The sequence below is a fragment of the Mesorhizobium sp. M0140 genome (assembly GCF_040322475.1).
Taxonomy (GTDB): domain Bacteria; phylum Pseudomonadota; class Alphaproteobacteria; order Rhizobiales; family Rhizobiaceae; genus Mesorhizobium.
Genome location: NZ_JAMYTM010000031.1, coordinates 18,099 through 39,098, shown reverse-complemented (window position 1 = coordinate 39,098; position 21,000 = coordinate 18,099). Strand labels below are relative to the sequence as shown.

Annotated in this window: 22 protein-coding genes and 3 pseudogenes; 17 read left to right on the top strand and 8 right to left on the bottom strand. The window is 58.8% G+C overall.

Annotated features, from left to right (window positions below):
- Nucleotides 1-103 precede the first annotated feature (103 nt).
- Nucleotides 104-550: a hypothetical protein gene (locus tag NKJ37_RS25605; RefSeq protein WP_352775524.1), complete on the top strand. Its 447-nt coding sequence runs from the start codon at nucleotides 104-106 to the stop codon at nucleotides 548-550.
- Here the strand turns inward: NKJ37_RS25605 and NKJ37_RS25600 are convergent.
- The 3 genes and pseudogenes from NKJ37_RS25600 to NKJ37_RS25590 all read right to left on the bottom strand — a co-directional run bounded on the left by NKJ37_RS25600 (nucleotide 516) and on the right by NKJ37_RS25590 (nucleotide 2,314).
- Nucleotides 516-866, bottom strand: a complete 351-nt coding sequence (locus NKJ37_RS25600; protein WP_352689339.1) for a helix-turn-helix domain-containing protein — start codon at nucleotides 864-866, stop codon at nucleotides 516-518. The genes NKJ37_RS25605 and NKJ37_RS25600 overlap by 35 nt on opposite strands.
- Nucleotides 847-1,236 carry a type II toxin-antitoxin system RelE/ParE family toxin gene (locus NKJ37_RS25595; protein ID WP_352775522.1) on the bottom strand — a complete coding sequence of 130 codons (390 nt, stop codon included), beginning with the start codon at nucleotides 1,234-1,236 and terminating at the stop codon, nucleotides 847-849. Before NKJ37_RS25595 ends, NKJ37_RS25600 begins: the two co-directional genes overlap by 20 nt.
- A gap of 125 nt (nucleotides 1,237-1,361) precedes the next feature.
- Nucleotides 1,362-2,314 (bottom strand): annotated as a pseudogene (locus NKJ37_RS25590) (IS1595 family transposase).
- A 103-nt stretch (nucleotides 2,315-2,417) separates the two neighbouring features.
- Here NKJ37_RS25590 and NKJ37_RS25585 point away from each other — a divergent pair.
- The 3 genes from NKJ37_RS25585 to NKJ37_RS25575 all read left to right on the top strand — a co-directional run bounded on the left by NKJ37_RS25585 (nucleotide 2,418) and on the right by NKJ37_RS25575 (nucleotide 4,518).
- Nucleotides 2,418-2,657 (top strand): DUF6471 domain-containing protein, encoded by a 240-nt coding sequence (locus NKJ37_RS25585; protein WP_352678422.1) that lies wholly within the window; start codon nucleotides 2,418-2,420, stop codon nucleotides 2,655-2,657.
- 336 nt (nucleotides 2,658-2,993) lie between these two features.
- On the top strand, nucleotides 2,994-3,494 hold the full coding sequence (locus NKJ37_RS25580) for a hypothetical protein (protein ID WP_352775519.1): 501 nt from the start codon (nucleotides 2,994-2,996) through the stop codon (nucleotides 3,492-3,494).
- Nucleotides 3,495-3,594: 100 nt separating this feature from the next.
- Complete coding sequence (locus NKJ37_RS25575; RefSeq protein ID WP_352775516.1) at nucleotides 3,595-4,518, top strand: hypothetical protein; 924 nt, start codon at nucleotides 3,595-3,597, stop codon at nucleotides 4,516-4,518.
- A gap of 556 nt (nucleotides 4,519-5,074) precedes the next feature.
- Here NKJ37_RS25575 and NKJ37_RS25570 read toward each other — a convergent pair.
- Complete coding sequence (locus tag NKJ37_RS25570) at nucleotides 5,075-5,725, bottom strand: hypothetical protein (protein ID WP_352775514.1); 651 nt, start codon at nucleotides 5,723-5,725, stop codon at nucleotides 5,075-5,077.
- Between the two features lie 243 nt (nucleotides 5,726-5,968).
- Entirely contained in the window at nucleotides 5,969-6,235 is a 267-nt protein-coding gene (locus NKJ37_RS25565; RefSeq protein WP_156933280.1) for a hypothetical protein, read from the bottom strand.
- A 588-nt stretch (nucleotides 6,236-6,823) separates the two neighbouring features.
- Between NKJ37_RS25565 and NKJ37_RS25560 the strand changes: the two genes are divergently transcribed.
- From NKJ37_RS25560 to NKJ37_RS25545, 4 genes are all read left to right on the top strand, one after another.
- Complete coding sequence (locus NKJ37_RS25560) at nucleotides 6,824-7,180, top strand: hypothetical protein (RefSeq protein WP_352775511.1); 357 nt, start codon at nucleotides 6,824-6,826, stop codon at nucleotides 7,178-7,180.
- Nucleotides 7,181-7,464: 284 nt separating this feature from the next.
- A complete protein-coding gene (locus NKJ37_RS25555; protein ID WP_352775508.1) occupies nucleotides 7,465-9,120 on the top strand; it encodes an MFS transporter in 1,656 nt (551 codons plus the stop codon).
- Between the two features lie 346 nt (nucleotides 9,121-9,466).
- Complete coding sequence (locus NKJ37_RS25550) at nucleotides 9,467-10,153, top strand: NAD(P)/FAD-dependent oxidoreductase (RefSeq protein ID WP_352775506.1); 687 nt, start codon at nucleotides 9,467-9,469, stop codon at nucleotides 10,151-10,153.
- 473 nt (nucleotides 10,154-10,626) lie between these two features.
- Complete coding sequence (locus NKJ37_RS25545) at nucleotides 10,627-10,818, top strand: hypothetical protein (protein WP_023727257.1); 192 nt, start codon at nucleotides 10,627-10,629, stop codon at nucleotides 10,816-10,818.
- 176 nt (nucleotides 10,819-10,994) lie between these two features.
- Here the strand turns inward: NKJ37_RS25545 and hemN are convergent, their stop codons facing one another.
- On the bottom strand, nucleotides 10,995-12,356 hold the full coding sequence (gene hemN / locus NKJ37_RS25540; RefSeq protein WP_352775504.1) for an oxygen-independent coproporphyrinogen III oxidase: 1,362 nt from the start codon (nucleotides 12,354-12,356) through the stop codon (nucleotides 10,995-10,997).
- Between the two features lie 1,000 nt (nucleotides 12,357-13,356).
- Between hemN and NKJ37_RS25535 the strand changes: the two are divergent.
- The 6 genes and pseudogenes from NKJ37_RS25535 (at nucleotide 13,357) to NKJ37_RS25510 (ending at nucleotide 16,718) form a co-directional block, all read left to right on the top strand.
- Nucleotides 13,357-14,513 (top strand): annotated as a pseudogene (locus NKJ37_RS25535) (porin).
- An 18-nt stretch (nucleotides 14,514-14,531) separates the two neighbouring features.
- Nucleotides 14,532-14,795 (top strand): annotated as a pseudogene (locus tag NKJ37_RS25530) (thiazole synthase); the annotation flags it as partial.
- A 75-nt stretch (nucleotides 14,796-14,870) separates the two neighbouring features.
- On the top strand, nucleotides 14,871-15,152 hold the full coding sequence (locus tag NKJ37_RS25525) for a beta/alpha barrel domain-containing protein (RefSeq protein ID WP_352555197.1): 282 nt from the start codon (nucleotides 14,871-14,873) through the stop codon (nucleotides 15,150-15,152).
- Between the two features lie 25 nt (nucleotides 15,153-15,177).
- Nucleotides 15,178-15,402, top strand: a complete 225-nt coding sequence (locus tag NKJ37_RS25520; protein ID WP_502902016.1) for a hypothetical protein — start codon at nucleotides 15,178-15,180, stop codon at nucleotides 15,400-15,402.
- The gene (locus tag NKJ37_RS25515; RefSeq protein ID WP_352775502.1) at nucleotides 15,380-15,748 is read left to right on the top strand and encodes a bifunctional hydroxymethylpyrimidine kinase/phosphomethylpyrimidine kinase; all 369 of its coding nucleotides are present in this window, start codon (nucleotides 15,380-15,382) and stop codon (nucleotides 15,746-15,748) included. The genes NKJ37_RS25520 and NKJ37_RS25515 overlap by 23 nt, the downstream gene beginning before the upstream one ends.
- A gap of 475 nt (nucleotides 15,749-16,223) precedes the next feature.
- Entirely contained in the window at nucleotides 16,224-16,718 is a 495-nt protein-coding gene (locus NKJ37_RS25510; RefSeq protein WP_031246656.1) for a MaoC family dehydratase, read from the top strand.
- 794 nt (nucleotides 16,719-17,512) lie between these two features.
- Here the strand turns inward: NKJ37_RS25510 and NKJ37_RS25505 are convergent.
- Entirely contained in the window at nucleotides 17,513-17,989 is a 477-nt protein-coding gene (locus NKJ37_RS25505) for a type II toxin-antitoxin system VapC family toxin (protein ID WP_352555193.1), read from the bottom strand.
- Complete coding sequence (locus NKJ37_RS25500; RefSeq protein ID WP_352775500.1) at nucleotides 17,986-18,288, bottom strand: hypothetical protein; 303 nt, start codon at nucleotides 18,286-18,288, stop codon at nucleotides 17,986-17,988. The genes NKJ37_RS25505 and NKJ37_RS25500 overlap by 4 nt, the downstream gene beginning before the upstream one ends.
- Nucleotides 18,289-18,685: 397 nt before the next feature.
- Between NKJ37_RS25500 and NKJ37_RS25495 the strand changes: the two genes are divergently transcribed.
- From NKJ37_RS25495 to glyA, 3 genes are all read left to right on the top strand, one after another.
- Nucleotides 18,686-19,030: a recombinase family protein gene (locus NKJ37_RS25495; protein ID WP_023737101.1), complete on the top strand. Its 345-nt coding sequence runs from the start codon at nucleotides 18,686-18,688 to the stop codon at nucleotides 19,028-19,030.
- Nucleotides 19,031-19,267: 237 nt separating this feature from the next.
- Entirely contained in the window at nucleotides 19,268-19,624 is a 357-nt protein-coding gene (locus tag NKJ37_RS25490) for an ArsR/SmtB family transcription factor (RefSeq protein WP_084026290.1), read from the top strand.
- Nucleotides 19,625-19,652: 28 nt separating this feature from the next.
- Nucleotides 19,653-20,990, top strand: a complete 1,338-nt coding sequence (gene glyA, locus NKJ37_RS25485) for a serine hydroxymethyltransferase (RefSeq protein WP_352775497.1) — start codon at nucleotides 19,653-19,655, stop codon at nucleotides 20,988-20,990.
- Nucleotides 20,991-21,000: the final 10 nt, after the last annotated feature.

Here is a 21,000-nt window from a genome sequence, read left to right as displayed (position 1 = left end):
GCGCACTGCCAGTCAGGCATGGGGATGCACTTGTGCGGCCTTATGTAGCAAAAGCACCAACTTCCCGCACGCGCTTTTGAGTGGGTTCCCATAAAATCCGGGGATGCCGAGAGTAGCGCCCATCGTCCGTTCCACCCGATACGAACACGCCATCAATACGCTGGTGGCGAAGCGCTCGGAGATATCAGGCGCGATCCGGTACAACGGGGCGAGCCTGGCTCACCAGCTACCGCACATAGACGCGGTGCTGGCGATCCTTGGCTACAAGGGCGACCCGGCGCTTATCGTGCCGCTACGGCGCACGCCAAGCCGGTTCCGCAAGGGCGAGCTTTACCGGCTCATCTTGAAGCACGAAGCGGACGGCAGCGCGTCGAACCGTGAGACCGCAACACGCATCGTAGGGGCGAAGGGGTGGGATGCCGCACTCGTGAAGCCGCTCATGAACAATATCAAGACGGCAAAGGGCTGGCGGCGACGGAAGGCCAAGCGCCTAGAAATGGCAAAACGGTGGGGGACTAACCCACCGCCGCCATTGGCGTATGCACGATGACACGGCCTTGCTCTTGCTGGCTTTTGCTGAAATGGATGTCGATGTTTTGGCCAAGCGCAGTAAGGTAATTCACTAGCCGGTCTACGCTGAACACCGAAAGCCGACCTCTTGTGATGTTGGATACTTTCGCCTGATCAGTGCCAAGGATCGCTGCAACTTCCTTTTGCGTCAAACCCTTCTCTTCGATGAGTGCGCAAATCTCACGAGCAATAGCGATCTTTAGCTCGTCTTTTACATCGTGCTGAATGCCCAGATCAGCGTAAATGTTTCCAGAACTTCTGGTGAAGGTGACGGGCTCACCCTTTCGTCCTGACATTTTTTTGCTCCGCAATTCTTTGCTTTCGTTCTTCTTCATAGTGCTTCTGTGCCTCTTTGAGGCGCGACCTTACGAGGTCCATCTCACGGCGTGGCGTCGCGATGCCTCTCACTGATTTTTTCTGAAACGCATGAAGCACATAGACGCTTTCATGGAATCGGACCGTGTAGACAGCGCGGTACGTATTGGTGTCGAAATCTGAGATGACCTCCAAGACGCCTGCGCCCTTGAATCCTACGAGAGGCACGACGTTGATTGCCTTGCCTCCAATCTGCGCAGTTTCTATCGCAAACCCTATTTCGTCTCTGACCTCTTTGGGGAAACCACGAAGTTCAACGAGGGTAGAACCCAAGAAAATTGCTTCCTTCACGTTCGATGCGCTCCTGTTTGATCGCTGCCATATGTTTTTCCATGGTTATTCTCCCTGTCTCTCTCTCTGGTCGTCACTCAAACAAAACACTAGAGCCGTCTATATGCCAGTTTTGGCATAGTCGGTCAAGCATTGCCTCGCTGCCAGTAGCCAGCCCAGACCCGCGACACCGAATGATTGAGCGCGCCGCCAAGGAGGGCGAAGGCATTTCCGCCATTTGACCGGCGACGGTGATCTTCAAGCCATGCGGCATGATTGGCGTACTGGTAGAGGTAGCGGTGCGAAACGTGGTGGTGCTGACCGGCGACCATGCGGCCAAGGCGGCTGAAATAGCTTTCCACCATGTTGGTGTGCTTGCCGTGGCCGTCGCTGTAGCTTTCCGAGTGATTGATACGGGTCGAAGCATAATCAGCCTCCAGCGCGTCCCAATGATTGGCTTCGTCCGCGAACAGCTTGGAACCGGCCAGCATGCGAGCGCGGGCAATTTCCACGCCTTCGGACTCGCGATGACGGATGAACGTCAAGGTGCGGCCAGGGCGCTCGCGCAGGGCGATTACAACGCGGCGGCGGTCTGACTGGTGTTCCTTCATGCGACGGTCCTTGCGGTCCTCTACGCGGTTCTCAGGGCGCACCACGCCACCAAAGTAAGCACCGTCAATCTCGACCTCGCCTTTGAGGGTTTCGTCCTTGGTTTCAGCCGACAGGGCTTCGCGCAGCTTGTGAGCCAGCACGAACGAACGTCCAGATCGCGAGAGAACTGGACCGCCGACATGCCCTTCGCGCCGTTGACGAACAGGCAGATCGCAGCGAGCAGATCGACAAACGACAGCTTGCGCGAGGCGAAGATCGTGCCGCTCGTAACCGAGAACTGCGCACCGCAAGCGGCGCACTTGAACTTGCGACGGGTCGGAATGTCGTAGTGATCCAGGCATCCGCATTTCGCGCAAACAGGCTCGCCTTGCGTCGAAGCCCAGCGAAGGCGCTTGAACGTGTCGTAAGCCTTTTCCTCGCCACCCTTGTAAATCTCTTTGAGGGAGAGGGTGCGGCTTTCGGCGGAAAGGAGGAAGTGTTGGGCCATTGTCCTCATATCCGGTGATATCGTTCACCGTATATGCGGACTTGTACCACTAAATACAAGGGCCTATATCATCGAATGTGATGATATTTTGGAGCTAGACCGAATGGCCGCGAAAAATGACCCGCAAACCGTCGAGTATGAAGGCCGCGCAAAGAACCTTCTGAAGGCTGAGTTGAAGCGGAAGGGTGTCACCTACGCCCAACTCGCGGAAAAGCTGGCGTCTATGGACATTCACGAAACGGAGCGTAACTTGAACAACAAAATAAGCCGGGGGGGCTTTAGTGCTGCGTTCTTGCTGCAATGCTTAGAGGCTATCGGGGTGCATTCTTTGCAATTGGATTAGTCGCGGGCATCGGCCTTGCGCTGCTTTTTCTCGTTTGGGCTGTGCCGGCTTTTCGCGAACCACAGATTGCTAAGGAATACTATCAAAACTGGGAAGCCGCAGCCCGCGCCGAAGACTATAAAAATGACCAAGACCCCCACTTTTGGGTTCGCGAATTTTATGGGTTCGTGTACGCGGAGGACTCCCTTGCGCAGTGGCTTATGGCGGCACTCGGTATCGCCGCAACGGGTATCAGCCTCCTCGCGCTCGTTTGGCTGAGACGCGCGTGGAGGGAAGCGAAGCGAAGTGCGGATGCTGCTGAGAGGCAGATCGAGGACGCGGCGACGAGAGCCAAAGATGGAGTTGCGCGCCTACATCGCCGTCTCTCCAAGAGGCATCAACCAGCTTATCGGCAACCGGGATGTCATGGGGCATGTCGAAGTTAGCAACGTCGGACAGCTGCCCGCCCGCAACGTGTCCGTTCACGTTCGCATGGGCTTGTCCGACAAGCGGATAGATGATCTGGCGGAGCTTCCAATAGGCGACGACACCGCGCCCAGCCGGGTGGACCGAGTCATTCATCCTAGGGCGAGTCTCGTCCAAGGTTGTGAAGAGCGGGATCGAGAAGACATCGATACGATCGTGCTTAAGGGCGGATACATCTACGTTTGGGGCGTGGTGCGCTACAGCGACGGGCATAACGAGCGACGATTCACCCGCTTTTGCCATCGATACGCAGTTGCTAGCCGAAATCGAACGTTCGATGAGGATGGGCCTGACTTCACGCCGAGTGAGACAAGAAGCATCATCGATGCCGAAAAGGCCCGCTACCATCAGATAGGCAACGACGCCGACTAGAATAACGGCAAGCGCCGACCGCGCGATCACCGCGCCGACCGGTTGTGGAGTCTTCACTTCTCCCGCAAGATGAATGCCTGTGCATTCTGGGGGGATTGCGATGCTGAAGCGTGTTTGGGATGGAACCGTTTCGCTCTGGGTTACGATTGTAATCTGTTCGTTTTTGCTTTTCGTCACGGCGCTGGGTTTCATGTCAGCCCGCGCCTATGATCGCGCTACCAAGGACTATCAGACCAGTCGCGCATATGATGAAACCCGCCGACAATTTGAGCAGCGATGCGCGGGTCTTGAAGACAAAGAAATCTTCAACTGCCTAAAAGAGCAGATAGAGACCGCCCGCGAGCCCAGCCGCTCCGAGGAAGACGTAGGCGCTCAAAAGGAGATGGCCCGATGGGCGCTCGCTCTCTTGGTGGTAAGTGGCGTTTTGGGGGTGCTTACGCTTATCGTAACTATCGTCGGCGTTATCTTTGTCCGCAATACGCTGGAGGCGACCCGGCTCGGGACTAGTGCCGCCGTTGATGCAGCGGAAGCCGCAATCGAGAACAACAGGATCATCCAAGCAGAACAGCGACCATGGGTAACACTCGAACGGGAAATTCCGTGTCAATTCAGCGCCTCTGGCAACACTGGAATGTGCAACTGGAAGTACGGCATTCTCAATCGAGGGAAGCTCCCCGCTCAAAGGGTTCGCATCAACCAAAAGTTGGTTCGTGGGGGGATTGCCCATCCCTTGGAAGATGCCTTCCGTGCCTTTGTTGACGAGGCGCGCCGCAATGCTCTCAACAGAGGTGGCACGGTTGTTTTCCCAAACAACGACGCTAGACCTGACACAGACTGCATGTGCGCGGGCTTTTTCGAGGCTCCAGGCAACGAATACGCGCTGTTCGTTTGTGTCACTTATCAACACGCGGGGGGCGTCGGAATCGATGCTAATCTGCTGGGAATAAACGCTAGCCGAAACCCCAAAGCTCTCCCCCATCAGCATGACTTGCTGAGCTTCGGAGGGGAGAGGATAGTAGAGTAGTGAGGCGGCCCACGCCGCTCGCGCCCACACGGCGCGCCGCCTAGCTCACCGTCCTCTCCTTCGGAGGCGGCTCGACGCGATTGGTGCTTTTGCTACATAAGACCGCACTTGTGCCTCCTGGCGAGTGTGAGGCCGCAGGAGCGAGGCATGTCAGCGCGGCGGGGGCCGCCGGATCTGGCCCCGCAGTGCTGGAGCAAAGCAAAGGCCGGTTTGAGTGGGTGGGGAGAGAGGGCCGCGCGCCTCTCTTCCCGCTACATAGGAAAGGTGCCGCTAGGCACATCCATGTCGGCGCAGCCGTGCCGCGAAGCGGCCCAAGAAAGAAGAGCGTACAAAACGGAAGCACCGAAATGCCCGCCAGCGGGACCAAGTCAGATCGGTGCAGGAGAAAGACCGTGGCCCTGAGACCGGCTCAACAGGGCGGTCGTAGGAGCATCAGCAACGCGCCGCCGTCAGGCGGGATGCGGAACGGACGGCCCCCGGCGAAGGGCGCCGTTCTCTTTGAGCTGCGACCCTGGTGAGCGCCTTCGTGCCTAAAGCTGTGCCGTCGGGCTAAGCTTCAGCTTAAGATCGTTCTGAAAAGCCGAACATGGTTCGTCGAGGTACCCTTGAAGGAAGGAGCCTTGTCGGGTTCCCTGTTTTTCGACAAAATCGCCCTGCAGAATTTATATTGCGATTTGGCGGCATCGCACTGCTGGGTGTCCGCCTTATAGCAAGCGTGGACCAAAACGGCTCCCACGTAATCATGCTCGACGTTGTTGGAAGAAAGGTGGGTCTGAATGTCTTGGAGAATGGCAACTCCATGGTGCATCCCATCTGCTCCGGAGTAGGTCATTACGAGTTGACAGGGTCGTTCAAAGCCGCTTACCGAGCCGCTCCCTGCAACGTTCTCGTAGGTGCCAGACAAATCCGGGGCCGACGTGAATGTCACCTTGAAGGGGTGGGTGACATCCGTAAAGTCGGGACCGTAGTACACCGAGAGATACCACTCGCCCTCTGTAAGAGCGTTGGGGGCTTGCCCGAGCCCAAGGCGCTGCATGCTCTTGTCGATGACAGTCCGAACGACGTTGGACGTGCCCTGCTGGATGCCTTCGCCGAAGCCGGTCCAGATGAAGGCGCCTACGGCCAACACAGCCACACCCAGCAGGCCGAACCTCGCACCTGTTGACTTCGTTTCACGCCCGGGCTCGATTTCCGGCTGGTCCTGCATCCGCCCCTCGCAACGCTCGTCGGGAACAACTTGGGACCCGATTATGGGCCCCAAGGGATCGGTCAGCAGGCTTCCAGATGAACTTTCTTCTTCATGTGCATTCCTCCTCGACTCAAGGGCACTTGCCGTGCGGAGCCGAACACACGCAGTACGGAGATGATAACCCGATTGCGGCTTTCAAGTGTCCTCGCATCCCCCGAGGGCGCCACCTGATCTCTCGGGCAACCTTGTTCGGCGCCGCAGTTATTGAGGCGGCCGGCTTGGAAGCAGTTCCTTATGGCCCTCATGCATAAACCAGAGCACCCGTTTGAGATGACTGCGAAGGGCCTTACGGGCGCGGATTGGCTCTTTGACCGGATCGATACCCAGTACATCCAGCGCCATCTCCTCTTCGCTGGCACTGTCGGCGCAAGCGTCCATGAGCTTCAAATAGAGCTCGAAATGCTTGTCATCATATGCGGTTAGGCTTTCCGACCAGGGGACTTCCGTTGCAATGGTTGGATCAGGCATTGGCCGCGATCTGCTTTTCATCCATGTCTCGCTTTGGCGATGAACCAGGCCGCCGTTCCAATTCAGAATATCTCCATCTAGCGCACTTTCAACCGTTCTCGGCCTTCTTCGGACAGTGCCCAATCGTTGCATATGGTCGTGGGTTCCAAATTGGCGCGCGGCTGCTCGCGACCAATACATCCTCAACTTGGCGAGGCGATGTAACGCCCGGCTGAACCAGAATGGCGCGGCTATTGAGCATCGCCGATTGGATCGAACCTCTTATTTTAGCTTCGTGATAATCTTGTCTGGATGCTTGCAAGCGTCCATCATGCCGCCGTACATACGCTTAAGGATCTCGCCCATCACCGTACGAGCAGCAAACATTTCCAAACTCGATCTTGCAACTTGAGGCTTTGCCGTTACTGCATAGCTGCATTGCACAAAGTGTGTTTGCGCATTGCACAACTTTTAGCCATTAAGCTTACAGCTGATGCACGCGATTGTTTCCTCCCATTCCATCGTATCAGCTGTTCCCCTCTGAAGGTTTTGACTTTACATACCTCGGTTTTCCGATGGCCCTTTGTTTGGCGGTCGCCACGTCGTTAATTGGAACGCGGCTCGATCGCCGGTTCAGCCATCAGGCTTTGGAACCCGTTCTGCCCGGCCGACCCCTCCCGACAACAGTCTGACCTTCGCCAGCCTTCTACGGGCAAGCGTTCGCGCCAAAAGTTCAAAGCCGCGTCCGTAACATTCGACGATGAAAGCCAATGTCATCAGGTCGAGCAGAAACTCGTCGATCGCATGTGTGAGCGCATCAGACTTTTGTCCGAACTGAAGGAGCAGGGCGCGCGCCTCTTCGATCGCGGCCTGCAATTGTGTGCATCTATCAGGGAACTGATCCTGTCAAAGATCTGCAAGCGTCCTCACTTTTCGGAAGCCACACTCAGCATCGAACGCCGCTGATGAGTGAGTTTCCAACGAAAGAACAGGGTAACGTTTCGCGAAAAATCGCTCGGCAGCGCGTCGAACGAGCATGATGCCTCAAATGACATGTGAATTCCGGCTCACCAACATGTCGTCGAAGGCGAGTGAGCCGGCCCATTTCTGCGTCCCGGCCGCCTGACAACTGGTCAGGAGGAACTGTGGCCACATTCGTCGTAGGCAAATGGGCCATCTATTCTTAAGCCGCCACGGTTCAGCCTAGATTACATGGGAAGCGACAATAACGGAAAGAAAAGGTTCGCAAAATGAGTAGGGTGGCTGGATTAAACGAAGATTTGGCTGCACCAACGACCTTTGGGCCACTTCTGCAGCCCACCTTTCGTTCGATCTGGCTCGCCACGCAGGTTTCAAGCCTCGGCTGGTTGATGCAGACTGTCGCCATCAGCTGGCTGATGGCAACGATCTCGACTTCCGATCTGATGGTTGCGTTGGTTCAGGCTTCATCGAACCTGCCCGCTTTCGTCTTGTCCGTTTTTGCCGGAGCTCTCGCCGACAATTTCAGCCGGCGCAGGGTGATGTTCGCCGGTCGGTGCCTTATGGTGACTGCCTCCGCGATGCTGACCGCATCGGTGGCGCTGGGCTTTGTCAGTCCGTGGATGATCCTCGGCTTCAGCTTCTTGATCGCAAGCGGCGGTGCTCTCAACGATCCGGCCTGGCAAGCGTCGGTTGGCGATATTGTGGATCGACGAGATGTTCCCGCTGCCGTCACCCTGCTTTCTGTTGGATTCAATACCGTCCGGACTGTGGGCCCGGCGCTCGGCGGCATTGTAGTTGCCTCGTTTGGCCTTATGGCGGCATTCGCGGTGACCACGCTCACCTATTTCGTACCCTTGGCCACTATTTGGCGCTGCAAGTGGAAGGTTCGTTCTTCCCCTCTTCCACGCGAGTCGATGAGGACGGCGATCTATGACGGGCTGCGCTTCACGGCGATGTCATCGGAAATCAAGGCCGCGATCGCGCGCGGAACCCTCTTTGGCTTGGCGAGCATCGCCATACTCGCGCTGCTGCCGGTGGTTGTCCGCGATCAGCTGGGAGGAGGCCCGCTCGCCTATGGCGCGCTCATGGCCGGCTTCGGGACCGGAGCCGTCTTCGCTGGCCTCTCCAACAGCCTGTTCAGACGGAGCTTGTCGCAGGAGCGGCTGATGAGGCTCTCCTGCGTCGCCTGCGCGGCGTGCTCACTTTCCCTGGCACTGACAACTTCGATCGGGGTGGCGGCAATTGCACTCGCTTTGGGCGGCGCGGGTTGGGTCACCGCCTGGTCAGGGGTCGGTGTGAGCGTGCAGCTGGCAAGCCCGCGCTGGGTCGTGGGGCGCACCATCTCGATCTACTATGCTTTGATAGATGGTGGCATCGCGCTCGGCAGCTGGGTGTGGGGCACGGTGGCCGAAAACCATTCGCTGGCCCTGGCGCTGGAGGGTTCCGCTGCCTCCCTGATGTTCGTCGCTGCAGCCGGCGTTCTGTTTCCTCTTCGCGAGCGCCGCGACTCAGAGCCCGATCCTCTGGAGGAATTCGATGCCCCGGCTGTCGCTCTCAATCTGAAGCCGAGAAGCGGCCCGATCGTGGTCAAGGTCGAATATCTGATAGCCGAGAGAAATCTCGAGGCTTTCCTCGACCTCATGCGGCAGCGGCGTCATGTACACAGCCGGGTCGGTGCTCGGAATTGGACGCTCCAGCGGAACTTGCAGAAGCCTATGCATTGGACGGAAACGTTCCGCACGCCGACCTGGACGGACTACCTTCGCCTCAATCATCGTCTGACGGAAGTGGACAAGGAACTGGACGAGCGTGTCTTCCAGTTGCACGCGGGAGAGGAAGCGCCTCAGGTGACACTTTCCATCGAGCGACCGACAAGCTCGGCCCGCAAGCCCGAGCACTCAGCTTTTCGCCATCCCCGTCATTGAAGCCCGGCCGGCACAGAAAACGCAATTCTTGTATATCGCGCTCAAACCGGTGCGGGAGACGGACAATCCACCAAAATTCGATGATGGGTGGCAGAGAAGAACCCCAGGCTGAGAGTGCGACCGATCGGTCCCCACGGTGAAGCGGAGCCTGGGGCTACAGCGGCACGCGACTATTGCCGCGTGTCACCTTTTGAATTTAAAGTCTTCCTCAGTCCGCCTCGCTGATCCGGGCCAACGCTATCTTGAGGTTGGCATTTTGTCCCGCCAGCTCGCTGAGACGATCACGTTCGGCGGCGACCACATCCGGACTGGCGTTGGCAACGATGCACCCGCGCGGAGCGTGCTGTTGCTGGAAGCAGGAAGGCATGATCGGCCAAAGCCGGGAGAGGTGCTGCCGGCAGTAGCGAACGGGCTGCTGCGTCAGCTTGGTGTCTGGACGCCGTTCGCCGAGGCCGGCTTCGTTGAAAATCGTGCGCTTGTTTCGGTGTGGGCCAATGAAGTTCCCAGCGAGCGGCACGGCATGTTTTCCGCTCAAGGTGCCGGCTGGCAGCTCGACCGGACGCGATTCGACCGGCTGATGGTGCAGGCGGCCAAGCCGGCAGGTGTGGACACGCGGTTTGGCTCGGCCGTGGGTTCGGCAGTGCGCGACGATCAAGGCTGGCTGCTCAAGCTGGCCGATGAAGCTATCGTTGCCCGCCGTGGTTTGGGCGACCGGTCGCAGTTGGAGGCTGGCGCGATGTTTCGGCGCCAAGCTCACCATGCACGGACATCTTGCCGCCTACACACGCTTTTTTCGACCGCGCACCGGGCGATTGCAGCATGGTCGTCGAGGCGCGTCCCGAAGGCTGGTGGTACAGCGCCGACTTGCGCGTGCCTCACCGATCCGGATCTGGGCAGCGAACTGCGCAAAGCCGGACATTGGCGCTTTAGCCGCAACGCAGTCCATCGCGCCGCTCGTGCCGCCCAACGCAATCGAGACCGCCAGCATGATCAAGGCGGCGGGAACCGCAACGATCGATCCCGCCGCCGGTGACCGCTGGGTCGCGGCGGGCGACTGCCTGTTCTGTGCCGATCCACTGTCATCACGCGGGATCGTGCATGCACTCCGCTCAGGGATCCTGGCGGCCTACGCGGCATCGGACATGCTGGACGGGCGTGGCGATTCGCCTGCGCCCGCTATGCAAAATCGCCACACGCGGCTTTGCCGATTAGCTCCCGGCGCTGGTGGGACACGCCTTTCTCGCAGCGGCGGCGCAGCCATGTCTTCCACGCGTCTAGCATCGAAGGAGGGAGGTCAGAGGTGGTCTCGGGACGGGGTGCTCGGCATTTATGAACCGACCGAGCGCCAGCGAGTGGTCGTCGGCGGGCTCGATGGCGGCATCAGGTCAGGGAACTCGGCCTCCATGATCATCTCCGATTCAATTCAAATTTGTCTGTATATATTGACGATTGCACTACCTTCACCTCGTAGACGGCAATGCGGGCGGGTAGAGAGGGTTCTATGATATGACAAGCGATTTTTCCGCCGCCCGAGTGCATTTAGATCGAGCGTATGACTACCTTTGTGGGGATGACCCGATGAGTCAAAGGGGCCGCGAAGCCTTGGACCTGCTAATTGAGGCGGTTGCCGTCGAAGAGTTCAAGCAGCCACGCCAAAGCGCTGAGGTGCTAAGGTTTCCGATCGGGCGCCGCTGCTGAGGTAATCTCCACGGCCGCCATGTAGCCTCGCGGGTGAGGCGCTCACGGCAGGGACTCGCCGCCCCGTGAGGGCCCGGAACGAACGCATTGGCAAACGGAAAGCCCACTTGCCAGACCAGCGCCCGGCCGGCGTGGCAAGTAGGCCGGCGGTTCCAAGCGGAGACATTGATGCCGGACTATGTCGTGCTTTGCATCGCATTAAGCTGCTGCGGGATATACGTAACGCCATCCCTAAAAACATCGAATGCGGCAGCGACAGCGCGAATCCCAAAGCGATGCTCCCGCCGTACGCGGACAAAGCCGTTTTCGAAGTCCACTATCCCGTCCTTGGCCAGCATGGCCAAGCGCTCAGCCGAATCGCGAAGACGGATCGGACCAAATCCGTGGGCGACACAGATTGCCGGCACGTCAGCCTCGAAATCGCACATTAATCGCTCGATAATTGCGGCTCGCACGCGGTCGTCGTCTGTGAGGCGATGGCCCTTCGATGTCGCCAGTCGGCCAGCTGCGATGTGCCGGATGTAGGAATCCCGTGTAACTTCGTTTTGAACGTATCCTTGGCCGATGCGGCCGATAGCCGACGCGCCGAAACCGATCAGGGTTCTGCAGGTATCGGCCGAGTAGCCCAACGAGTTACGTCGCAGGCGACCTGTTTCCTGTGCCAGCGCGAGCTCGTCGTCCGGCAAGGCGAAATGGTCGAGCCCGATCTGTCGGTAGCCGGCGGCAATCAGCGTCACGGTGACAGCCGCACACTGTTCAGCGCGGGCAGCGCTGTCGGGAAGAAATTCCGCCTCGATGAGGCGCTGATTCTTTATTTGGGATGGGATGTGCGAGTAGCCGAACAAGGCAAGCCGGTCGGGGCGCATGGCGACCGCCGCCCTCACTGTTTCGACGCACGACTCCACCGTTTGACGCGGCAGGCCGTAGATGAGGTCGAAGTTGATGCGGCTTACTCCATGCCGGCGCAGCATTTCCACGGCAGCCGACGTCTGGGCCTCGCTCTGGATCCGGTTGATCGCTTTTTGAACAATGGGATCGAAGCTCTGTACGCCCAGGCTCGCGCGGTTCACGCCGGCCGCTCCCAAGCCTTCCGCCATCTCGGGCGTGAGCGTGCGTGGATCGATCTCGATGGCGACCGTAGCTGTTTTCGAGATGGCGAAGCGGCATCGCAGGAACTCCATCAGAGCGAGGAACTCGGCTGGTCCGATGAGAGACGGCGTTCCACCGCCGAAATGTATGTCGCTCACGGGCAACGTCTTCGGCACTCGCACCGAAACCAGACGGATCTCGTCACGCAGCGCCGCCAGATAGTTGAGGATGGGCGCATCACGGCGGGTGATGGTGGTTGGGAAGCCGCAATACCAGCAGGCTGATCGGCAGAACGGAACGTGCAGATAGAGTGACACCGGATCATCAGCCGGCAGGTTCCTGAGCCATTCCTCATAAGCCTCGGCGCCGACCGCCCCAGAGAACTCCGACACAGCCGGATAGATAGTGTACCAAGGCAGCCGGGCCTCTCGAAATTTCGTGGTCTGCAACGGTCACCGTCCCATGCTGATAACATCCAACCTTACCGCTGCGCTCGCCTGCGTCTTTGCGCTATGTCAGTCCGTTCCGCTTTGGGCTCGAAATTTTTTAGCAATGGGCGCCGTTCAGTCTTGGCTGGACAGCGATGGTCTGAGCGCACTCGGTCAGCGTGGTGTTCCCGCCGCAACCCTCACGCGCACCGTTTTGTTCCACCGTACCTTCCCTTCATCTGCGCGTGGGAGATTCTTCTGAGCGCAGATGCCGCATCCGACGAGACAATACGGTGTTGGGACCAGACTTTGCTCGCCAGCTAGCGCCGCCCCATAGTGATCTCTGCCATCTCGATGAGCTCGTTGTGTGAATTGCTGGCAAGAAGCATTAGCTGTGGCGCGCCGCTTTCAGGACGAGAACCTGCTCGACGCGACCGTCAGGTCCGCCGCACTGCCAAGGCTAGCGCCTACTGATTCAGTGGTGCAAGGCTGCGGCGCGTGGTTATCGACCATCAGCTCGCCAAAGTGACGGCGTCGTACCGGGCGGTGGCCGCCGCATGATGCCTCAACGGCGGGGCTCACAGCAAACAATGCCGTCGCCATTAAGCCAAACTGTCGCGAAGCGAACAGACGAGCCGTAGCCGAAAGATTTGCCGTTCCTGCTTGGGTGGATCCGCAAGGCAAAAAGAACGGAAGCGGGAACCAAGGTCCGCCCGCACATTTGAGCTTCAAGCCGCAGCTGGGTCGTCAGGGTGGCACGTCATTTGCTGTAGTACCCTTTGTGAGCCCCGCCGCGGAGGTGAAAAGGGTGGATCGTACAAAATGTTGTATGACCGCCTGGGAGTGATAATCACTTAATATATGTGACAATAAATCTCAATCACATTCTAATTCTTCTGGGTATTATCAGGACAGGTGCAGCAACACTCCTAGAATTCAGCTTGATGCGCTATCAATCGTTTGCATAGCAAAAATCATTTATCGGTCTCGATTCCCTTTACTATTTAGACGGAGATCAACAATGACCATTGGGAGCCTCCTCCTCGGCTCAACTGCGGCACTGATTGCCGTTTCCGCGCTCGCGCGGTGACCACCGTCGCCGAGCCTGACCCGGCTGAGTACGTCAAGATCTGCGACGTCTACGGCTCCAGCTACGTCTATATTTCAGGCACCGAGACCTGCCTGCGCATCGGCGGCTATCTTAGCTACTACGTGGGCTTGGGCGATGTCGGATTGTTTTACCACGCAAGAACCTCAGATGTGAGGACTGGTGAGGATCAGGGTACATGGCAAAACAACACGCGCTTCACACTGAAAGCTTGGACCGGCCAGGAGACCGAACTCGGCACGTTGAAGACCTACACCGAAACCCGCGTGAATTTCGGTAACCGCCACACTTCGGTTTCGGACAGTTCTCGGTCCTATGCCTTCAACGGAGACAGCATCTTGACTTTCGCCTGGATTCAGCTTGGTGGCCTCCGAGTTGGTAAGGACTGGTCGGCCTTCGACATGTTTATTGGCGGCGCGGGTGACGTACTCAACCAGACGCCGGTTCCGTACGGCGCTTTGGATACCAATGTGGTCCAGTACTACTTCGACGCCGGGAACGGCTTTTCGGCCGTGGTTTCGCTCGAAGAAGGCTCAGGCGTGGTCGGCACAATCGACAACTACGCTCCGCACATAGTCGGCGGCTTGAAATACACACATGGCTGGGGAGCGATCACCGGCGTTGCTGGTTATGATAGCAACTACGAATCGGTGGCCGCCAAGGTCCGTGTCGACATCAATGTCACCAACGAACTGTTGCTGTTCGGAATGTTCGGCTACGGTTCCAATGGCAAGCTCAACGACGACCCCATGAACGCGATCGACGCTCATGGTCGCGGCTTCTATAAGATTTGGGGCGGGAACTGGGCTTTCTGGGCTGGCGCCGCTTACGAGCTCAACGAGACAACTTCGTTGAACCTTCAGCTCTCGGGTGATCAGCTCAAGAACTATGGTGTCGCTGCGAACGTCGCCTACGCGCTTCTTCCAGATTTCACAGTTACGGCTGAACTCGACTATGACCGCTACGGAGGCTCCGCCGTCGGAAAGGTGAAAGCTTCCGAAGTGAACTGGACCAATGCCAACAAGAAGAGCAGTGTCGGCGGTATCCTGCGTTTCGAACGCTCGTTCTAATGCGATGAAGCGTTGAGCTCCGAGGTCCAGTTGATGCGCGGACATTTCCCCTACATTCCGTTGATTGTGGATCCACGGCTCGGACGGCCGTCGTACGCGGCGACCGTCATGGAGCTCAGGTTTGACGCCGTGCTCCTGAACACGGCGGTCCCGAGGGCGGCCGATCCGGTCGGCATGGCGCGTGCGTTCGGCAAAGCGGTCGATGCCGGTCGTGAAGCTTTCAGCTCGGGAATGCTCGAACCGCGCTACCCACCGACGATCGGCAAGGCCGTCTTCTCATGAAGTCGTGGACGTGCCGGCGGGATTGACCGGCTGGTGCCGCTCGGCGTGAGTCTGGTGCAGCTCCGGATAAAGGATATGGACGAGAAAGGACTGCAGACGGAAATCCGCTGCGCGAACGACGCCTGCGCGGTCCATGGTTGCCAAGTGAGCGTCAACGACTATTGGCGCACGGCAATCGAGGAAGGCTGCGACTCGTCCATCTTGGTCAAAAGGATTTGGCTGCCGCCGATGCTGACGATGAAATACGCCGGATTGAAGCTCGGCCTTTCGATCCACGATCACACCGAACTGCGCCAGTGGCCGAGCCGGAGTATGTGGCGCTCGGCCCAGTCTATCCAACTAGCCTCAAGAAGATGAATGGGCGTCGCAAGGGCTCGAGCGGATCAGCGAGTGGAAGCACCAGGTCGCGCCGATCCCATTGGTCTCCATCGGCGGCCTCAACCTGACCGGCTCGAAGGCGTTTTTCGAGGCTGGCGCCGAAAGCGCAGCCGTGGTCACCGACCTTGCGCTGAACGACGCCCCAGAAGCGCGCACGCGAGAATGGATCGAAAGACAGAACAATAGCGCTGGGGCGAGAACCGCATGTGCTCGTTGTTGTAGGGTCTGATTCCCGCGGTGGGGCTGGAATTGCCCGCGAGATCGAGACGATCGCTTGCCTTGACGTGCGCACCTGCCTTGCTGTCAGCGCGCTGACGGTGCAAACCCAGGAAGACGCCTTGGAAATCCAAGTTACGCAACCCGGTCTGGTGGCGGATCAGATGCGCGCTGCGCTTCAGGCTAACAGAGTGGCCGGCACCAAGGTTGCCATGCTCGCAACAGCTGAGATCATCGTCGCTGCGGTTGCCGCTGTGCTGCGCGAATATCGGGCGCATATCGACAGTCCAGATCCGGTGCTGGCTTCCACGTCAGGCGAGCGCTTCTTGAAGCAAGCGCCATCCCGCATCATGAAGTAGCATCTGATGCCGCTTGCCGTGTCGACACCCAATGTCATTGAACTGGCGCTGCTTGCCGGCTCACAGCTAGCGGCCAATGAGGTCGGCGCGCTTCAAGAAGGACCACAAGCCATCCCGTCTGCTGGACTACTCCTCCACCATTCGAGACACGGATGGTTCCTATCCAGACAATTGATTTTATCAATCTGCGACAATACCGCATAGCGGCGCCGGCGGAATGATCACCGGTAGCAAGACGAGCTGTTTTCAGTGGCCTGCAGGACGCGCACCGCGACCGAGGTACAAGCCAGCTCGTCTGCAGCCATGTTCGGATCGGCCCGCATCGGTGCGGGATTGCCGGCGGAACGCTCTATTCGTGCAGCTGTGACGGCAGTCATCTCACCGGGGCCATCCTGCCGATGGATGGCCGGCAGTCGGTGCAGCATGGGCTGACACTGTTCACGGAATGAAGCCGCTCGCGCTTCGGACGTTTGAAATGGAGGACATTAGCTTGGAACCGATCAGTCTCGACGAGCTTCTGGCCAGCGTCGGCAAGGAAGTCGGCGTGTCGCCGTGGCGGGTGGTCTCGCAGCGGATGATCGACCAGTTCGCCGAGTCCACCGATGACCACCAGTTCATCCACTGCGATCCGGAGCGCGCCAAGCGCGAGACGCCGTTCGGCGGCACCATCGCACATGGCTTCCTGTCGCTTTCGCTTTTGTCGGCGATGACTTTCGAGACCATGCGGCCGCTCGAAAACTGCAAGATGGGTGTCAACTATGGCTTCGAATCGCTGCGCTTCCTGGCGCCGGTGAAAACCGGATCGCGCATCCGCACCCGATTCGTACTGGCCGACATCAAGGTCAGGCCGTCGGGCTGGGTGCAGACGGCGCTGGGCGTGACGATTGAGATCGAGGGCTCGAAAAAGCCGGCGCTGACCGCGCGCTGGTTGACGCTGACGCTGATCAAACGCCAGCCGGAGGCGGCCTGAATTGCTCAACGAGCGTCAGCAGAGACGATCTTCACGTGCCGGGGCGATGGGCGACCAGTGCGCACCGATCGGCAACGCGGCCACGGGGGTCGGCTAGATAGAGTGGCAGGAATGCCTAATCGGGGCTCCGTCTCGGAAGGGGCGTCGATGTATCGGAAGCGCTTCGGCTTTCGGCGCTGCATTCCTTCTTCACGAAGGTCCATGGAGAATTCCCGACCACGGGGTCGACAGATCGGCTTGTGATCGGAGTGGGCAGATCCTCCCCGACTGAATCTGCCAATAGAGTTATCGAGTCAACCGGGTCGAACTTGAGGTCGCGGGTGTCGCTGATCGGCTGCTCGTCGAGCTCGAGAGCTGCCAGCCAAAGGCAGAACACGGCGATGCCAAGAGCTCCGCAGTTGATGTGGACGCCCAGAGAGTACAGACCGACGAGTACCCGGCGGGCGAACTTGCTATTGGTAGCGCGCCAGACCAGTCGCGAGAAAGCCTCGATGAGAAGGCCCCCGAGCCGCACGCGGGATCGACTACAGTGGCGTTTGGCGAGAGGCCTTCGAAGACAAGATCGAGTGTAAGATGGACGAGCTCGACACGCGTATCGCGCAGTCCCTGCGATCGCGCCTTGTCCGCGGCGCTCGTGCGTGCGAACTGTTGGTAGATCGAGCTGACTAGATGAACCGGGATGGCATTAAAGCGGAACTGGAAGAGACGTCCCTGGCCGAACTAAGCAAGATCAATCCAGCCATCGCTAGAGGTAGGCGAACACGAGACGTTCGGACTCCGTGCCGCTGAAATCCTCAAATTAAATCGGCCGGACCGTTGGAGCTATCATCACCCGCTTGGCTTCCAGAGCTACGGAGCGGGTTGATTATCTGAACGTCCTCGAAGTCCTTTTCATTGTCGGTCACTACGACACACTCGTTTGCTTCAGCTATAGCGGCAATGATTGTGTCTAGGGCGCTCCGCGAACGGCCTCTGGCTTTGCCGTTGGCCATCAGCCGCGCCCACACGAGGCCAGCTTTCTCGTCGAACGATAGCACGCGGCCAGCGAACAGCGCTGGCGGGCCTTCGGAGCCCTCGAACCAAGTTTCAAGGCTGCTGCGCTTTTTCCCCTTCGGCTTCTCTAGGATGCCTCGGCGAATTTCGGCGACAGTAAGCGAAGCAATGAAGAGGTCTTCGTCCTTCTGCGCGCCCATCCAGGCCAGCAACGAGCCCGAAGGCTCCGGCTTTATGACGTTGCTGATGATATTGGTATGAAGAAGGTAGCGCGTCACAGGTCGATCTTGCGCCCCTCTTCGCGCGGCCGGCTGAGGTCGAGACTGGAGCCAACCAGAGGCGAGCGACGCAACGCGGCGAGAATGCTGCCCGCTTTCGGTGGCTCACCCGCCACGGCTTGCTGTATGGTCCGACGAAGCTGTCGGGCATCCGGCCCGCTCTCCGTTAATTTTCGGGCAAGAGTTCGCAGTAGATCGCGGTCTGCGTCGAACGCCTGGATCTCGAACCGCGCGATGCCGCGCTCAGTCAGGCGAGAGCGATAATTCTCGATCGCTCTCTTCTGTGCAGTGTTGCCCATCGCGTGCCTCCGTTCTCTATCCGGATATATAGCCATGGCTTCTTCGGAGCACAAGGTGCCCCGTCATCGGCCAGCACTGGCTCCTGCGCGACGCGCGTTATTGATCACAAGAATTTCCATCTTGTCGAAGCACTGTGACTTGGCATCATTGTCGCGAAACGGAGTATTTCGCGTCAGGACAGGAACGCGATCATAGCGCGACCGAAACGTGCAACAGCCGAAAAGCTCGTGTGGTCGCCGGCGCGGCCCACGAATCGGCTGTGCCTGCGTCGCCGAAGCCCGATCGACGCTTCGTCAATCTGGTCCGGCTGCTGGCGCGACAGGCCGCACGGGATTTCGTTCAAGCCGAAACGGATAGCCAAACGCGAGACCGCGTCCCGGAGTAAGGGGCCGCCTCATGAAGGTCGCGCTTGGCGCTCGCTACTCAACTGACAATCACCGAGACGCCTCGATCGAGGATCAGTTGCAGCTCTGCTGCTTGCGTGCTGAAAAGCAAGGCTGGACAGTCGTCGACAGCAATACCCACCGCGCGATCTGCGGCGCGTCGCTGTTGCGTCCCGGCCTTCAGGAGCTGATCAGCGATGCGATGCAGGGCAAATTCCTGATCGTGCTCGCAGAGGCGATGGATCGCCTGACCATGACCGCTGCAAACCGGGAGCAGGCCAGGCTGGGCAAACGTTGCAACAGATCCTTCAAGGAAATTCATAGACTCTTAGCAACTCCGGCTCGCTGTGAATGGTAGGCTTATTGCAACGTCTGAGGTCAGTGGTTCCAAACCGTGGCCCCGCTTATCTTCGACTCGCCGAACTGCTTGCAATTTCGGCTAAAGGCAAGAAGAGCGCCCATTTGTTTGTTCGACACAGGATATCGACGGTCGTCACGGCCACCGAGATTTGTCCGGTCGTTGGACAACCTTCGAAATCTGCAACTTCTGTGGAGAACGCGAAATGAGAAATTCGGTAGGACGTGGTCCTGAGCCATGATGACACTGGTTAGTCGCCTACGCATGGCAGCGCATCCTGACCGCCTTCGAATCCTGGGCCTTTGTGCGCATGCGGACCTAACTGTCTGCGAGCTAGCGGAGATTCTGGGCGTGTGTCGAGAGCGGGTTGCGCGACACGTCCGGCTGCTCGCCAGAGCCGACTTTCTTTGCTGCAACGAACAGCCTCCGTGGCGCTCGTACCATCTCAACGCAGGATCCAACGATGGCGGGCTGGTTCAATTATTGGTCGATCTCCTGCCCCATCGCGACGGCTATCATAAACAGGACCTGCAGCGGCTCGAAGCGGTACGAGACACGCGGCCGAAGGGGACCGCGTGCTTGATCGTGAAATAGGTCAATCCAATTGGAGCGCGAAGCTACCATGGACAACTCCGCCGACGGCACGATCGCACAGCCCAACACCTACGGGCGGTCTTCCTTGGCCGCAGTTGATTGCCGCGTTCACGAGCTGCTTCTGAGACAGGAGCGGCAGGAGCGAACGACGCTTAAGCTCATCGCCTCGGAGAACTTTGCGTCCTCGGCCGTGCTGGAAGCGAACGGCTCGATTTTCACGAACAAGTACGCCGAGGGGTACCCCGGTGCGCGCTACTACGCTGGAAACGAGATCGTTGATGAGCTTGAGAATCTGGCCATTGAGCGCCTGAAAACACTATTTGGCAGCGAGCATGCCAACGTCCAGCCTTATTCCGGCTCGCCGGCCAACCAGGCTGTCTATCGTGCGCTTTTGAGTCCCGGTGACAAAGTCATGGGCTTGCCCCTTCCGGAAGGGGGCCATCTGACTCATGGTTGGGCCATCAACTTTTCCGGAACTGACTATCAACGCGTGCCCTATGGACTAGATGAAAAGACACAGCAGATTGACTATGACCGCTTACGCGAGACAGCCAAGCGGGAACGGCCGCGGCTCATTTGGGTCGGCGGAACTGCTTACCCGCGTGTCTTTGACTACGCGGCAATGGCAGAAATCGCCCTGGAAGCGAACTCCTATCTCGTAGCCGACATTGCGCACATCAGCGGCCTGATTGCCGCGGGAGCGCACCCGAATCCGGTGGGCCATTGCGACGTGGTCAGCAGCACGTCCCACAAGTCGATCCGCGGTCCCCGCGGTGGCTTCATTTTGTCAAGGAACGAAGATCGCTATCAGGCCCTGTATCATACAAAGAGCAAATACAATCTCGCCAGACGAATAGACCGGGCGGTCTTCCCTCACCTGCAAGGCGGGCCCCACATGAATGCCATCGCTGCGCTAGCGGTTGCCTTGCACGAAGCCGCGAACCCGTCCTTCCGAAGCTACGGCCAACAGACGGTCAAGAATGCCAAGGCTCTGGCACATGCACTGCTTGAGCGAGGTCATGACCTGGTGACCGGGGGGACGGACAATCACATGCTGATCCTTGATCTTCGCAATCGGCCACTATCGGGCAAGGCCTATGCCGAGCGACTAGCAAAGGCAGGAATCATCACAAACTTTAATATGGTGCCTGGCGACCCGCGGGATCCGGCGGTCACAAGCGGAATTCGCCTGGGGGCACCAGCAGTGACGTCAATGGGCATGCGCGATGTGGAAATGGAGCAAATTGCTGGCTTCATTGACTCCGTCCTCCAGCGGCCAGACGACGAAGATCTCCATGCCTGCGTGCGAAGAGACGTTGCCGACTTGTGCGCTGCGTTCGAGGTCCCGGGCATCTCCGACAAGTAAGGTGGGCCAA